Annotated in this window: 8 protein-coding genes; 1 reads left to right on the top strand and 7 read right to left on the bottom strand. The window is 63.4% G+C overall.

The window, feature by feature from the left end; translation table 11 throughout:
* Window positions 1-41: 41 nt before the first annotated feature.
* Window positions 42-1763, top strand: a complete 1722-nt coding sequence (locus IB256_RS08520) for a response regulator (protein ID WP_192295714.1) — start codon at window positions 42-44, stop codon at window positions 1761-1763.
* A gap of 6 nt (window positions 1764-1769) precedes the next feature.
* Here the strand turns inward: IB256_RS08520 and IB256_RS08525 are convergent, their stop codons facing one another.
* The 7 genes from IB256_RS08525 to IB256_RS08585 form a co-directional block, all read right to left on the bottom strand.
* Entirely contained in the window at window positions 1770-1976 is a 207-nt protein-coding gene (locus tag IB256_RS08525) for a hypothetical protein (RefSeq protein ID WP_151186913.1), read from the bottom strand.
* A gap of 48 nt (window positions 1977-2024) precedes the next feature.
* Complete coding sequence (locus tag IB256_RS08530) at window positions 2025-3773, bottom strand: ShlB/FhaC/HecB family hemolysin secretion/activation protein (protein ID WP_192402109.1); 1749 nt, start codon at window positions 3771-3773, stop codon at window positions 2025-2027.
* A 2-nt stretch (window positions 3774-3775) separates the two neighbouring features.
* Window positions 3776-10981 (bottom strand): MBG domain-containing protein, encoded by a 7206-nt coding sequence (locus IB256_RS30595; RefSeq protein ID WP_225601672.1) that lies wholly within the window; start codon window positions 10979-10981, stop codon window positions 3776-3778.
* A 95-nt stretch (window positions 10982-11076) separates the two neighbouring features.
* The gene (locus IB256_RS08570; protein WP_192295712.1) at window positions 11077-12753 is read right to left on the bottom strand and encodes a response regulator; all 1677 of its coding nucleotides are present in this window, start codon (window positions 12751-12753) and stop codon (window positions 11077-11079) included.
* Between the two features lie 54 nt (window positions 12754-12807).
* Window positions 12808-13308, bottom strand: coding sequence for a DUF2938 domain-containing protein (locus IB256_RS08575; protein ID WP_192295711.1), 501 nt, complete (start codon window positions 13306-13308; stop codon window positions 12808-12810).
* A 58-nt stretch (window positions 13309-13366) separates the two neighbouring features.
* On the bottom strand, window positions 13367-14563 hold the full coding sequence (locus IB256_RS08580) for an MFS transporter (RefSeq protein WP_192295710.1): 1197 nt from the start codon (window positions 14561-14563) through the stop codon (window positions 13367-13369).
* A gap of 110 nt (window positions 14564-14673) precedes the next feature.
* Window positions 14674-14886, bottom strand: coding sequence for a tautomerase family protein (locus tag IB256_RS08585; RefSeq protein WP_192295709.1), 213 nt, complete (start codon window positions 14884-14886; stop codon window positions 14674-14676).
* Between the last annotated feature and the right edge of the window lie 22 nt (window positions 14887-14908).

Genomic DNA, 14908 nt, shown 5'->3' on the forward strand with positions numbered 1-14908 from the left:
GTCTACGCTGGTAGCGGGACAAGCAAGGAGGGAGACAGGGAATGAGTACCATCCTGCTGGTCGACGGCCAGCCGGTGCTCCGTGACGGGGTGCGCGCGCTGGTCAGTCGTGCCGGGCACCAGGTGATCGGCGAGGCGGACAACGGCCAGGATGCGCTGACGCTTTGCCGCGAACGGCGCCCGGACGTGGTCATCATCGAGTTGGCGATTCCGCGCCTGGGCGGCCTGGATGTGCTGCGTCGCCTGCGCGCCGCGATGGATGGCGTGCGCCTGCTGGTGTTCAGCGCGCAGGAGCGTGAGGTTTATGCCGGCCGTGCACTGCAGGCGGGCGCGGATGCCTTCGTCGGCAAGGACGAGCCGGCCGCCGAGCTGGAGAAGGCGCTGGCCGCCGTGCTGCGCGGGCGCAGCTACTTCCCGCGCGGAGCCACGCAAGGGCCGAAGGCGACCGACGCCGATGGCCGGGCGGAGCTGGAACGCCTCTCCGGCCGCGAGCTGACGGTTCTGGAAATGCTTGGCCGGGGGCTCTCCAATAAGGAGATTTCCGACCAGCTGAGCCTGAGTTACAAGACCATCAGCACCTACAAGATGCGCTTGCACCAGAAGCTCAATGTCAGCAGTGACGTGCAGTTGCTGCAGGTGGCGCAGAGCCTCGGGCTGCTGGCCGCGGAAGGGACGACCGTGGCGCCGGCCGATCCGCAGCTCGAGCATGAGCTGGGCCTGCTGCGCGCATTGCTCGATGCTACGCCCAACCCCATGTTCGTGCGGGATATGGATAGCCGCCTGCTGCTGTGCAACCTCCCGTTTCTCAACCGTGTCGGCAGGACCTTCGAGGAAGTCCGTGGCGGGTGTTTCGAGGATGCCCACTGGCTGTCGCCATCGTTGCGCGAGCGCACGGCGCAGCGCTATCGCGAGGCGGTGCTGCGCGAGGAGCCGATCGCCGAGGAAATATCGCTGGATGATTCGACCATCGTCGGCACCTACTTCGCCTGGTGCGTGCCGCATCGCTCCGCGGATGGACGGATGCTGGGAATGCTCGGTGGAATGCTGTCCCTGGACGAGCGCGACGAGCAGTTGGCGGAGCTGCGTAGCGGCCTGTTCGAGAGCCGTTATCGCAGCCATCTGAAGACCAACCTGCTGGCCAGGATCGTGGCGGATTTCCGTGAACATCTCGGTGGGCTCGATGCCTCCGTGCGGCGATTCGGCGAAGAGGACGCGGGCACGCTGGCGGACGTTGAACTGGAGGCTTCGCGCGGGGGCCTGCAGTCGATGCTGGCGAGCCTGCGCCAGCTGGATGCCCTGCTCGACCTGCAGCACCATGTGGCCGAGCGGGTCAGTGAGGCGCACGAACTGGGCCGGCTCACCGAGGAAATCCTGCAGCCCCAGCGCGCGGAGCTGCAGGCCGCCGGTTACCGGCTGGATCTCGGGCCGGGGGTGCTCAGCCTGAGGAAGGTCTGGATCGACGCGGGCTACTACCGCCAGCTGCTCGAAGCCTTGATCGAGGCGGTGCCACGTAACCCGGACCACGCAACGATCCGCCTGCAGCTGAGCAACTGGCGGTATCTAAAAGGGCTCCTGCGCCTGCGTATCGAGGTGTCGCCCTGGCAGTGCCTGGCAAGGCTCGTGGACACCGGCGAGCCGGCGAGCTGGGCGCGGGCGCGGGTACAGCGGATGGTGCTGTTGTTCCATGGGGAGTTGTCGCAGCTGGAGGGCGAGCAGGGCGAAGGCCTGTTGCGCCTGGAGTTCGACCTGCCCCTGGTCATCTGAGCTGACTCAGTGCTGCCGTTCGTTCATCTGCTGGTAAGCGTCCTCCAGGGCCTCGGCGTCCAGCAGCAGCTGGCGGGCCGCGCAGCGCATGCGGCGGTTCAGTTCCTGGTTGGCGATCAGCGGCGCCAGCTCGCGCAGGAGTTCGGCGGCCACTTCGTTGTTGAAGGCGGTGGAGCGTACGCTGCGCAGCGTACGCAGATTCTGCTGTGACATGGAAACCTCCGGGGGGAGGCGGCCGGATAGGCGGCCGCCCGTCGTGGTTCAGAACAGTTTGAGGAAGTTGAGGTAGAAACGCGGCGCCTTGCCGTTGTCGTCGTCCAGTTCCTTGGCCGAGACCGAGCGGGTCAGCGGGAAGGCGACTTCCGGCGAGACGTAGGTGTCCTTGAACACCTGCAGGTGCGCGCCGAAGCCGGTGGAGGACAGGCTTTCGCTGCTGATCCAGTTCGGCTCCTCGCTCCACACCTTGCCGAAGTCCCAGAAGGCGTAGTACTGGGTCGGTACGGCGTAATCCCGGAAGGTATGGAGGCGGTTGTACTGCAGCTCGGCTTTCACCGCGAAGCCCTTGTCGCCGGTGATTTCCGACGGGTCGTAGCCACGGCCGAACTCGCTGCCGCCGACGCCGAACTGCTCGGGTGAGAGCAGCGTCTGGCCGAACGAGGTCTGTGCAGTACCGGCAATGTACAGATTCATGCCGTCGATGATCTTCGAAAGGTCCTGCAGACGCTGGGCGTCCACCTGCAGCTTGGTGAAGTCGGTCCTGCCGCCCTCGCGGGACGGGTTGGCGCGGTCTTCCTGGCTGGCGCCCATGATCTTCAGGCCCTTGCTCAGTTCGGCCTTGACCAGGTTCTTGCCGCCGAAACCGTCGAAGAAGTCGTAGCTGGCGCCGAGTCGGATGGCGCGAAGGCGGTCGTCGCTGGACGGCGGGTTGTGCGGATCGTCCAGGTACTCCGACTTGCCGTTGTACCAGGTGAAGGCGGCCGAGGTCTTGAAGGTCTGGTCGCGCTGGCGGACCCACGGGCGGGTGATGCGTACCGCGAAGGTATCGCCGGAGCTGTTGGCGTCGAGGAAGGAGTAGGTGTCGGCATGGCCGTCGTTGTGCTGGGCGAGGAAGCTCACCACATCACCCTGGCCGCCCACCGGCAGGTCGTACTGGCCTTCGAAGAAAGTCATCTTGTCGCCTTCCACCGACCGCCCGGCTCGGATGCCCAGGTGGTCGCCACGGCCGGTGAGGTCGTTGACGCCGACCCCGCCGTAGACCTGCCAGGGCCCGAAGTAGCGGCTGTCGCGGTTGTCGAAGCCGAAGAAGCCTTCGTACTTGCGCACCTGGTTATCGACGACCAGGTCGGTGCCTTGCTCCACCGGCGAGGCGGCGAGGGTGGCACGGCTCTGCTGGCCTGACAGGTCGTTCATCAGCAGCAGGTTGCGCTCGATGGTGGCGCTTTTCGGCGGCACTTCCTGGCGGATGTTGTCGGCGTAGCGCTGCACGGCCTTGTTGCTGTCGCCCTGCAGTTTCACTTCGTTGACCCGCCCCTCGAAGACCTGGATCAGCAGTTCGCCGTTCTCCAGGCGTTGCTCGGGCAGGTAGGCGCGGGCCAGCAGGAAGCCGGCCTGGCGATAGCGCTGGGTGATCTGCGCAACCACCGCGTTGACTTCGCCGAGGGTGACGCGGTGGCCTTCGAGCCTTGCGGTCAGCGGCGCGAATGCCTCGGAAGCGTAGAGCGTGGTGCCGCGGATGATCACCTTGTCGACCTGGAAACGCGTGGTGTCGTTGGGGTTCACCACCATCTCGGCTGGCGGGCCTTCGGTTTCGGGGACGACCACGGTGTCCGGCAGTTGCAGGGTCGAGGGCATCTGCGTGGAGCTTTCACGGCCGCCGTCGGGGCGGGGGATTTCCACCCTGCCGGGGTCGAGCTGGGCCCGCGGCCCGGCGAACGCCGGGGCCTGGACCAGCAACAGGGCGGAGCACACGGCGACCGCCAGGATGTGCAGTTTCGAAGGAATGCCTTTCATGGCTATTTCCCTCCCTTGATTGTGCTGCTAGTGGGTTTGAGGTCTTGGGGAATTACGCTGCGCTTGGCCTCGGGGACGATGAAGTGGCCGTCCTTGAAGAGGCTGTTGGCGTAGGTGAGTACGTCGCTGAGGTCCGCCGTCGTGCTGGTCTTGCCCTGGTAGGAGCGCGGTTTGCATACCAGCTGGACGGCGTAGCTGCGCACCACGGCGGGGGACACCGAGTAGTTGGCCGAGGCCGCCGAGGGCGACTCCAGCGCGGTGCAGCGGGCGTTGCCGGGGGACTGCGCGGTCATCGGCAGCGGCGGCAGGCCGGGTTGTTCCGGGGGCACCGGGGCGAGCGGGCCGGTGATGGTCAGGGCGCCGTCCCTGAAGCTGACGCTGTAGTTGTTGCCGGCGCTGAAGGCCTGGTTCTGGCTGATGGCGTAGCTGCCGGCGTCCTCGCCGGGGGCACGCAGCAGCGAGCCCTGGGCGATCGAGGCCTGGTCCTTACCCTTGAGGCCGCTGACGCTCCAGGTCAGCGTCGGGTCAGTCGCACCGTGCATCTTGCTCTGGTTGTCGGCAGTGACCACCAGCGGTGCGGGAGTGACCTGCAGGTTGCCGTCCCTGAACACCATGCGGTAGTTGCCGCTGGTGAGGGTCACGTTGCCCTGGGTGATGGCGTAGCCCTCGGGCGTGACGTTCTCACCGGAGATGCGCGCCAGGCTGCCGGTGGTGACCGAGGCTTGGGTGTCGCCGTGCTTCAGGCCGCTGACGCTGTAGGTGAGCGTCGGGTCGAGGTCGCCGTAGACCTTGGTTTTGTGGTCGGCGGTGACGGTCAGCTCGGCGGGGGTGATCGCCAGCTTGCCTTCGTTGAAGGTCAGGATGTAGTTGCCGTTGGCACCCAGCGAGCCCTGGCCGATGGCGTAGTTGCCGACGTTCTCGCCGGCCGCCCGCGAGGCCTGGCCGCTCACGACGGAGGCCTGGCTGTCGCCGTTCTTCAGTCCATTCACCCGGTAGGTGAGCGCTGGATCGATCTCGCCATAGACCTTGGAGTGGTCGTCGAAGTCGATCTGCAGCGACGCCGGGGTGATGGTGAAGGTGCCTTCCTCGTAGTGGAGGATGTAGTTCTGGGTGGTGCTAGTCAGGTCGCCTTTCCCGATGGAGTAGCCACCGGCCTTCACATCTTCGCCGGCCTGGCGAGCCAGGTTGCCGCTGAGCACGGAGGCTTTGTCATCACTATGCTTGAACCCAGTGACCTGGTAGCTGAGCGTCGGGTCGACCTCACCATATACCTTGGTGCTGTCATCGGCGCGCACCATGAGGGTCGCGGGAGTGATGGTGAAGGTGCCGCTGGCGTAAGTGAGGATGTAGTTCTGAGCAGCCTTGCCGGTCAGGCTCAGGGTGCCCTGGTTGATGGCATAGCCGCCTTCCTTCACATCCTCGCCGGCTTGGCGCGCTAGCTGGCCGGCCAGAGCCTCTGTCTCCTTGTCAGCGCCTTTCAGGCCATCGACCTTGAAGGTCAGGGTCGGATCAAGTTCGCCGTAGACCTTGCCGTCGTTGTTCGCCGTGACGTTCAACTGGGCCGGAGTGATGTGCAACGTACCGTTCTCGAACTCCAGGACGTAGTTGCTGCCCTGACCGTTGTTCAGGCCCAGGCTGCCCTGGTGGATCGTGTAACCGCCGGCCCGGACATCCTCGCCGGCCTCACGGCCTATGGCGCCTTTAAGAACAGATGTCTCCGTATCGCCGTTCTTGTAGCCGGTAATCACATGGCTCAGGAGAGGATCTGCATCGCCATAGACCTTGGTTTGATCATCGGCCTTGACGGTCAACGTGGCGGGGGTGATGGCCAGGTTGCCATTGACGAAGGAGAGGACGTAGTTGCTGTCCCCACCTACCGAAAGGTTGCCTTGGCCAATGCTGTAGTTGCCAACGTTCTCGCCGGTAGCCCGAGAAAGGTCACCGCTCAGGCCCAGATTTGCTTCGCTGTCAGAACCCTTGAATCCGGTCACGGTGTAGCTGAGAGTCGGGTCTAAATCGCCATAGACCTTGGTGTGGCTGTCAGCAGTCACTTCAAGGGTGGCCGGGGTCACCGTGAAGGTGCCGTTGGCGAAGCTCAGTACGTAGTTCTGACCCTTGCCGCTGGTGAGGTCGACGTCACCCTGGCGGATGGCGTAGCTGCCGACATTCTCGCCAGCATCTCTGACCACACTGCCTGCAACCAGCTGATCCTCGGTGTCTCCGTTCCTCATGCCGGTCACGGAGTAAGTCAGTTTGGGGTCAAAGTCGCCGTAGACCTTGGTGCTGCCATCTGCAGTGACCACCAGAGTCGCCGGGGTGATCGAGAAGGTGCCTGCCTCGTAGTGCAGGACATAGTTTTTCCCGGCCCCACCATTGAGGTCTACAGAGCCTTGGTTGATGCCGTAGTTGCCGACGTCCTCGCCGGCCTGGCGAACCAGGGAGCCGCTGTTCATCACATCAGCTTCGACATCATTGCCCTTCAGGCCATCGACACGGTATTTGAGGGTCGGATCAGCCTCACCATAGACCTTGGTTTTGCCATCTGCGGTGACGGTCAGCGTGGCGGGGGAGATGGTGAACACGCCATCCTTGAAGTCCAGGATGTAGTTCGAGCCAACACCGCCATTGAGATCCAGAGTGCCTTGGCCGATGCCGTAGCTCCCCACGTTCTCGCCAGCCTGACGGGCCACGGAACCACCGTTGAGTACGGAAGACTCTGTGTCAGTACCCTTAAACCCAGTGACCACATGAGAGAAGGTCGGATCGGCATCGCCATAGACCTTTCCATCGTCCTTGGCGTGTACGGTCAACTTGGCCGGGATGATTGCCAATTGGCCATCGACGAAGGTGAAGATGTAGTTGCCTGATGCTGCATCTGTCAGGCCTACGTTGCCCTGCCCAATGCCATAGTTGCCGACATTCTCCCCGGTCTGGCGGGTGAGGGTGCCACTAACCACATCAGCTTCCTGGTCGCCGTTTTTCAGGCCGCTGATCTTGTAGGTGAGTTCTGGGTCAACGTCTCCATAAACCTTGGTATGCGAGTTGGCCTCAACCTGCAAGGAGACAGGAGTGATGACGAAATCTCCGCCTGTGTACTGGAGGATGTAGTTCTGCCCGGCGGCACCCGTGAGGCCCACGGTTCCCTGGTTGATGGCATAGGTTCCAGCGTTCTCGCCAGCGTCTCGGACGACCTGGCCACTCACCAACGTCTCAGGCGTGTCATTCCCTTTGTAACCTGAAACCCGATAGGTCAATTCAGGGTCGAGATCACCGTAAAACTTGGTCACCCCATTAGCCTGAACTGTCAATGTCGCAGGCGACACAGTAAACACGCCGTCATCAAAGTGAAGGATGTAGTTCTGCGAAAGCTCCCCCGTCATTCCAAGAGTGCCTTTATTTATTCCATATTCACCCACGTTCTCACCAGATTCCCTGGCAATAGCGCCGCTCAGAATTTTGCTCAGACTGTCAGTTTGCGCAAGCCCTGAAACAGAGTACGCAAGGAGAGGGTCAGCATCACCGTAAGTCTTGCCGGCATCCAGCGCACGAACTCTAAGTTCAGCTGGCGTGATGGTGATTTGACCATTCATTAACAAGACTGAGTAGTTGTGCGCTATCGAAGGATCAAGATTGAAGCTTTCAATCTGATTGACATAAGACCCCACGTTGGTTCCTTGACCAGAGGTTTTTACCGAATCATTTCTGATCGTGTCGCCATTCATGAGACCTTGAGCGGTGAACCATGGAGCGGCGTGCGACATGCCGTCGTAGACGTATTGCGCGCTACCGGCCGTGAGAGTCAGCGGAGCAGGAATGATAGTTAGCAGTCCATCCAAAATCCGGACAGTGTAGTTTGCAGATTTCGAAGGATCTAATGTTACGTCATTGATCCTGGTTACATATGATCCTACGTCTCTACCTTGGCCCGACAGGACTACATTCTTAATAACAGCCTCGTCACCAGGAATAAGTCCATAATAAACATAACCATAAACGGACTGAACGTTTCCGTTATATACGTAGTATTCATTGCCGGCTTGCATGACAAGTTCGGCAGGAACTATTTCAAGTTTCCCGTCAACGAACTTAAGGGTGTAGTTTCCACCTAGCCCGTTGTTTAAGCCCAACCCACCCTGGTTGATGGCGTATCCACCAGGAATAACATCCTCGCCAGACTCCCTGGCTAGTGCTCCGCCATTTAAAATATCAGCACCAGTCTGCCCAAGCTTCTCGCCGGATACTTCATAATCTAATGTCGGGTCTCCAGTGCCATACGTTTTGGCTTTGTCTTTAGCAGTGACAGTCAATTCAGCAGGGGTGACTGTCAGTTTCCCAGTGCCACTGTTGAGTTCATATCGTTTTTGCGCAAACGACCCGGCAGCCAGGCCACCCTTGATGTCGTACTGCCCGACATTCGATTGCTGGGTAGCCGCAGTTGTGGGCTCAGACTGAGTAATGCCGGTACGCCCGAGCATCCGGTCAACGTAGTTGTCGATGCCGCTGACTTTCGAGGCCTGGGTGTTCTCGGCCAGGGATTGCGAGAGTGGTGGGTTAGCATCGCCATAGGTGCGACTGGCATCAGCCGGAGTGGCGGTGACAGTAGCCTTGTTCGAGGTGATCTGGACGTTCTGTGCAGTCCGATCCTGCGTCTTGAGGAACTGGACCTTGGCGTTTTCGTAACGGGCATCGTTGGTGGTGTTGCTGCCGTCGTTCATCAACCAGCCGATCTGCGCCAGCACCGAGGTGGTGGTGGAGCCCAGCTTGATCGCCAGTTGCTGGGAGGACTGGGTCTGCTCGTTGTACTGGATTTCCGCCTGCAGCTGGGCACCGGGGATGTAGTCGCCGAGCACGCCCCAGTAAGGTTTATTCGAAGAGTCCGAAGTGGTGCCGGCGACTGCTACGCCACCCACGCCAGACAGGGAGAATCCCACGGGCGTGCTCACTTCTACGCCGTTGCGAAGAACCTTGGTCAGGCCATCCTTCGTGCCATCCGGGATGAACTGCCATTGGACGTTGTTGGTGTCTCTGAAGCTGAGCCCATTGACCAGGTAGTCTGAGCTGTCCAGATAGGTGAGCAGGGTTGCGGGGCTGATGGTTCTCCCATCACGCCCGGTATAGCTGGTGGCCTCGAAGATGATGTAATCGAACTGCTGCCCGCCAGCACTGAGGGTCACACTGCGATAGGTTTCATTGGCGTGTTGATAGGACGTGATGTTCTGCGAACCAACCACAGATAGGGTGTAGGCCTTCACCCCGGTCAATTGCTCTCCGGTGTAGGGCGCCGTGACGGTGTCGGTAGTGATAGGTTCAGCGCCAGTGGCATTTGTCTGCGTGAAGCGGAAGATACCGTTGCTGGCCTGGCCTGCCAGCGTGCCGGCGTAGTTCAGCCCGCTTTCCATGCGCACGCTGGCACCATCCAGGGCCACCTTGTCGCCAATCAGCGCGGTGTTGTTGTCCTGGAAGATCGATGCGGTGTCGCCGGTTTTCAGCCAGGCCACACCGGAACCGACATCGATGATCGCGCGCTTGTTGTAAGCCGCGTCCCCCGTGGCGCTTCCGGCGTTGTCGATCAGCCGGATGTCCCCCGTGGCGCTGATGTAGAGGTTGCCATCCTTGAGCAGGATCGGCGCACGGATATTGACTGCACCACTGGTGCGGGTCTTGTCCGTCCCGGTATAGGCGGAGACCGTACCTGCGTTGCCTGAGGAAATCAGGGCGAGAGTAGATTTGCTGGTTCGCCCGTCGTTGTTAACGGTCGCGAAGTTGGTGGCAATGATCGGGGCGTTGACGTTCAGGGTGTCAGTTGCATAGATCGTCACATTGCCTTGAGCCAGGCCGTTGACGATGGCGCTGGCAGCCACCGAGCCCTGGCCGCTGCCATCGGTGTCGGTCGCCTCGATGTTGACCGTGGCCGGGTCCAGCAGCCAGGTGCCGTCAGCCGTGCTGCCCTTGGTGGAGACGTTCGCGTCGGAGGTGACGGTCAGCTGCTGGCCGGAGGTTTCCACCACACCGCCGCGCTGGCCACCCTTGGCGCTTGCCTGGCCGGCGAAATGGGTCTTGCCGTCGCTCCAGACCACGACCTGGCCGCCATCGGTCTTGCCGTCGGCCTTGAGCTGGGCGCCCTTGGCCACGGTCGTGTTCTTCGCCGCCTGCTCGGTTCCTTTGCCTTGATAGCTGCCACCTACCAGCACCTTGCCGCCAGAACCCTGGGTGCCGCTGGCGTCGATCTTCGCGGAGCCGGCGACATTCACCTCGTCGCCCAGTACCTTGATCTGTCCACCATTGACCCCGGTGGCGCTGATGCTGCCGGTGACGTTGGTCTTCGCCGAATTACCCAGCACCACGGTGCCGCCATCGGTGGACACGGAGTCGGCCAGCACATTACCGCCGACGTTGATCACCGAATCCAGGTGCTTGGCCGCGCGGGCGGCGCTCATCGCAACGGTGCCGTTGCCGACGTCGATTTCGCCGCTGTTGTGTACGCCGCCGGTGACGTCCGGGTTGACGCTGTCCTTCTCGCCGGGCTCACCGCTCACGGCGATGTTCAGCAGGCCGTCACCGTGGAAGTCCAGGGTCGCCTGCGGGCCGGTCGCCAGTTGCACCATGCCCTTGCGCGCCTGGATTACGCCGGCGTTGTTCACCTGGGCGCCTAGCAGGGCGACCATGCCGTTGTCATGCACGGTGATGCGGCCCTGGTTGGTCACGTTGCCGGTGAGCTGGATGTCCAGCTTGCCGCTCTCGGCGAACTTTTTAGCCTGTTCCTCGGTGAGGAAGCCGGCACTGGCGACCAGGGCGCTGGAGCTGATATGTGCCTTCGGGCCGATCCAGACGCCGTTGGGGTTCACCAGGATCAGCTGGCCGTTGGAGGTCACCGCGCCATAGATCTTCGACGGGTCGCTGCCGATGACGCGGTTGAGGGTGACGGACTTGCCGTCGGGCTGGTTGAAGGTGATGCGGTTGTCTGCGCCAACGCTGAAGCGCTGCCAGTTGATGGCGGTACGCGCGCTTTGCGTGTTCACCGTCATCTCGTTGCCGTTCTGGCTGATGCTGCCGCTGCCGGAGATGATGCTGCCGCCCTGGGGCAGGGCGTCGCCGGCCATGACGGTCAAGGGGATGCCGGCGCCGGCCAGCGCCACGGCGATGCACAGGATGTGCAGCCGGCTGGGGCAGGTGCCGTGGGAAGAGGTGTGCGAGGGTAGGTCTTTCATGATGCTGCTCCATAGCGAGAGGGCTATGGGGCAAGCATCGGGTCAGGGCACTGGCGCCCCCATCGGGGGCGCCTGAAAGCCGTGTAGTGCCCGCACTAGTGGGGGGAACTACTGCGCACAAGCTTGAGCTGGATCAATCCGGCGCTGGGTGGTTCGTCCGCGCTGCCGGTCTGGAAACTGCCCTCGAACAGCTGGCAGATCAGACGCACCAGTTCCAGGCTCGGACGCTGGTCGAGGCTGGCCAGGCGCTCGGGCAGATCGGCCTGCGGGGCAAGCGCGAAGTTCAGCCGCCAGATGAGCACGCCGTGGGCCAGGTTTTCCACGCTGGCCTGCACCTCGCGGACCTTCAGCGCGGAGCGTTCGAGTGAGAAGCGCAGCGCCTTGAGCAGGTTGCGGTAGCGCGCGAGATCGACCCAGGCAAACTGGGGCGCAGCGACGGGCCGCAAGGGCAGGTCGTCCAGCAGGCTGGCGGTCAGCTGGTTCAGCTCGCACACCTGCGGTGCTATCGGCTCGCTGCCCGTTTCGGTGCGCAGCAGTTCGCGCAAAATCAGCAGCTTCTCCTCCATTCTGCCGAGGCCGACGAAGGCGCCGGAGAGTGGTTCCTCTTCCGGGCGGTGCGCCACCGATGGCTGCAGCAATGCGTGCAGGTGGCGGATTTCGTCCAGCAGGTCGTCGAAGCTGTACTGCAGGTATCGCGCGCGGGTGGCGCGCAGGCCATCCAGATAGGCCTTGGCCTCCTGCAGGTGCTGTACTTCGAGTTCGTGTTCGGTGATATCGACGAAGGAGCAGACCACGCCGATGGATTCACCGGAGTCTTCGCACAGGGGCACACCGATCAGGCGGATGATGCGATGTTCACCGTGCAGGGTGCAGGCGATCACCTGGGTGAATGGCTTGTCGCCTGCCGCGCCAGTGAGGAAGTCGCGGCGCGCCAGAACACCATCGGCTTCATTGACCACACCCATTTCGAACATGCGCGAACCCAGCAACTGTTCCTCGCTCTTGCCGTAGACCTGCAGGAAGTAGCGATTGCAGGCCAGCAGCTCGCCTTCGCGGCTCCAAAGGCTGATGGGGCTGGGCAGGATGTCGAACAGCCGCGCGAGATCACGGGTCTTGCTGGACGGTTCTGCCGGCGCGCGCACCAGGCTCTCCACCACATTGTTGCTGAGCAGGCCCTTCACCTTGGCGGCCTGTACCAGGTCCACCAGCGAGTCGGTCTGCGTCTTCTCCAGCAAGCGCGCCTTGTAGGTGCTGACGGTGCGGTCGCTGATCGCCAGTTCTTCGGCGATATCCTTGACCCGATAGCCCTGCGACAGGTAGTGCAGGACGGTCAGTTCGCGCGGGGTGATGTGCTCGTCCGCGCCCGGTGCATCGCCGCCCTGATGCGGCGCCTGAGCGGGGAAGACCTTGCGCCCGCCGAGCACCAGGCGCACGGCGTCGTCCACTTCCTCGGGGCGGTCGCCCTTATGCGCGAAACCCCGCGCGCCGGCTTCCAGGCAGAGTCCCTGGTAGTGGGCGGCGGGCAGGTGGGTGAAGACCAGGGTCTTCTGTTGCGGCCAGTCGCGGTGCAGCCGCCGCAGCAGTTCGACGCCGCCCAAGCGCGGCAGGTCCAGTTCGAGGATCAGCAGGTCAGGGTGCAGGCGCTTGACCACGTCGAGCGCTTCGCGGCCATCGCCGACTTCGCCGACCACCTCGTGCCCGGCAGCCTCCAGACGCTGGCGCAGGGCAGCGAGCATGAAGGGTTGCGGGTCTGCAATGGCGATGCGGCTCATCCTGGGGCTTCCTGCACTAGGGGGTGCAGCAAGGGTAGTCCAGTTGGCGAAGGATCAGCTGGCGCAGGTCAACGGCAGCAGACTCAGCGCCGCGAGATAGAGGCCCAGCCCGAAGATCGTGTGGGTGACCAGGCTGTGCAGGCGGGCCTTGGCCGGGCTCTCGGTCCTGCTCGCGGCGATGCCCAGGCCCAGCGCTGGCTGCATCAGCAGGAAGGGCATCGCCACGGTGACCACGCCGAAGAGCAGCGCCGGCAGCAGGGTCGGCCGGCACAGCCAGTCGCTGCCGGCCAGCGCGACCAGGGTAAGGGCGAAGACGATCCCGGTGAGGTAGTGGATCGCCCAGCCCAGCGGGCGTTCGCCGGCCACTGGCGCGGCCTTGCCGATGGCGACGTGGCGGAACCGCCCGCGCGGCATGTGGCCTACCCAGCGGCCGACCAGGGCATAGTCAAGCGAAGGCACGCCAAGCAGATGCCGGCGCAGGACGGTCCAGCCGTCCATCAGCAGGGTCGCGCCGATACCGGTGGCGATGGCAGGGATGAGGACAGAGAGTGGCATGGCAGGTTCCTTCGAGTGGGTCGATGGAACCAGCATCCCGGTTCAAGCGGACTTGAGGTCAAGCCTCGCGGGCGATGCGCTGGCTCAGCCTGGATCCCAGCACATAGAACACCCCGCCGCCGACGATGAAGGCGCCGAGCATGACGAACACCCAGTGCGGTGCGAACAGCGCGAGGAAGAATCCGACCAGGATCGGCCCGAAGGCGCCGCCGAGGTTGGCCAGGTTCTGCGTGCCGTAGTACACGCCGCGCAGGTGGGGCGGCGCGATGCGGTCGATGAACATGTACTCGGCGGGGATCACGATGATCTCGCCCAGGGTGAACACCACCATCGCCAGCCCCCAGTGCACGAGGCTGTGGGACAGGCCGAAGCCGACGATGCCGAGCACGAACAGGCCCAGGCCAACGATCAGCCAGCGCTGCAGGTGCTCGTTGCCGATGCGCTTGCCCAGCAGGTACTGCAGCGCGATCACCGTCACCGCGTTGACCCCCAGCAGCGTCTGGATCACCTGGTAGGCGTATTCCGCCGTGCCGGTGGCCACCAGGTATTGCGAGAGGTAGGCGGAGAACTGGCCGAATACCACGGCGGTGAGCACGCCGCCGATGGTGAAGTACATCAGCCGGTGGTCCCTGGTCAGCACCCCCATCACCGCGATGAACGAGGGCGGTGCCACGCCTTCGGCCGGGCGCATGCCACGGTCGCCGTAGCGCGCGAAGGCCAGCAGGAACAGCGCGCCGAGGCTCGCCGAGAGCACGAAAGGCAGGTGCTGGCTCCAGTGCGCCAGGGCGGCGCCGATGAAGGGGCCGATGGCGTAGGCGAGGTTGATCAGGGTGTAGCGGATGGAAAACGCACGGCCCTGCTCGGCGGCCGGCAGCAGGCGGCCGAAGATGGTCTTCACCACCACGTCGGTGACCGAATAGGCGAAGTTGAAACCCAGCAGGAACAGGAAGAACAGCCACAGCTGGGTGGTCAGCAGCATGCCGGCAAAGGCGGCGACGAAGCACGTGCCGAAGCCGAGGATCAGGCGGAAGCCGGGCAGGCGGTCGATCAGGAAGCCACCGTAGAGGCTGAGCAGCGAGCCGCCGAACAGCGCGCCGCCCATGATCAGGCCGATGCGGCTGACGGGCAGGTTGAACTGGGTCGAGAGGTAGATCACCAGGTAGGGCAGGGTGATGGCCCGGCCCAGGGTGAGCAGAAAGGTGCCGCTGAGCAGCAGGTTGACCTGTAGCGGATAACGCTTGAGCGCGGCGAGCATTCCTTGCCTCAGCTGACAGTGGGAGCAGGTAGGCTCCCGATCCTATCAGCACCAGCTTGGTGCATGGCAAGCGCCGGTGGCCCTCGTGGGGCCCCGGCGTGCCCGCTGCGTCAGGCCCCGGGCTTTTCCCTGGCGCGCAGAGCCTTGACCGTTTCACCACCTACGCCCCAGCTGTCGGTGGGGATTTCCTGGATCACCACGAAGGTGCTCGCGGGCGGTTTGCGCAGGACCCGTTCCAGCAGTTCGGTGACACCTTCGATGAGCTGGCGGCGCTCGTCGGCGGTCACGCCTTCGTCGGTGACCTGGATGTTTACGTAGGGCATGGCGGTTCTCCGTTGTTGTGAA

Origin of the sequence: Pseudomonas sp. PDM17, from assembly GCF_014851985.1 — a bacterium.
Lineage (GTDB): Bacteria > Pseudomonadota > Gammaproteobacteria > Pseudomonadales > Pseudomonadaceae > Pseudomonas.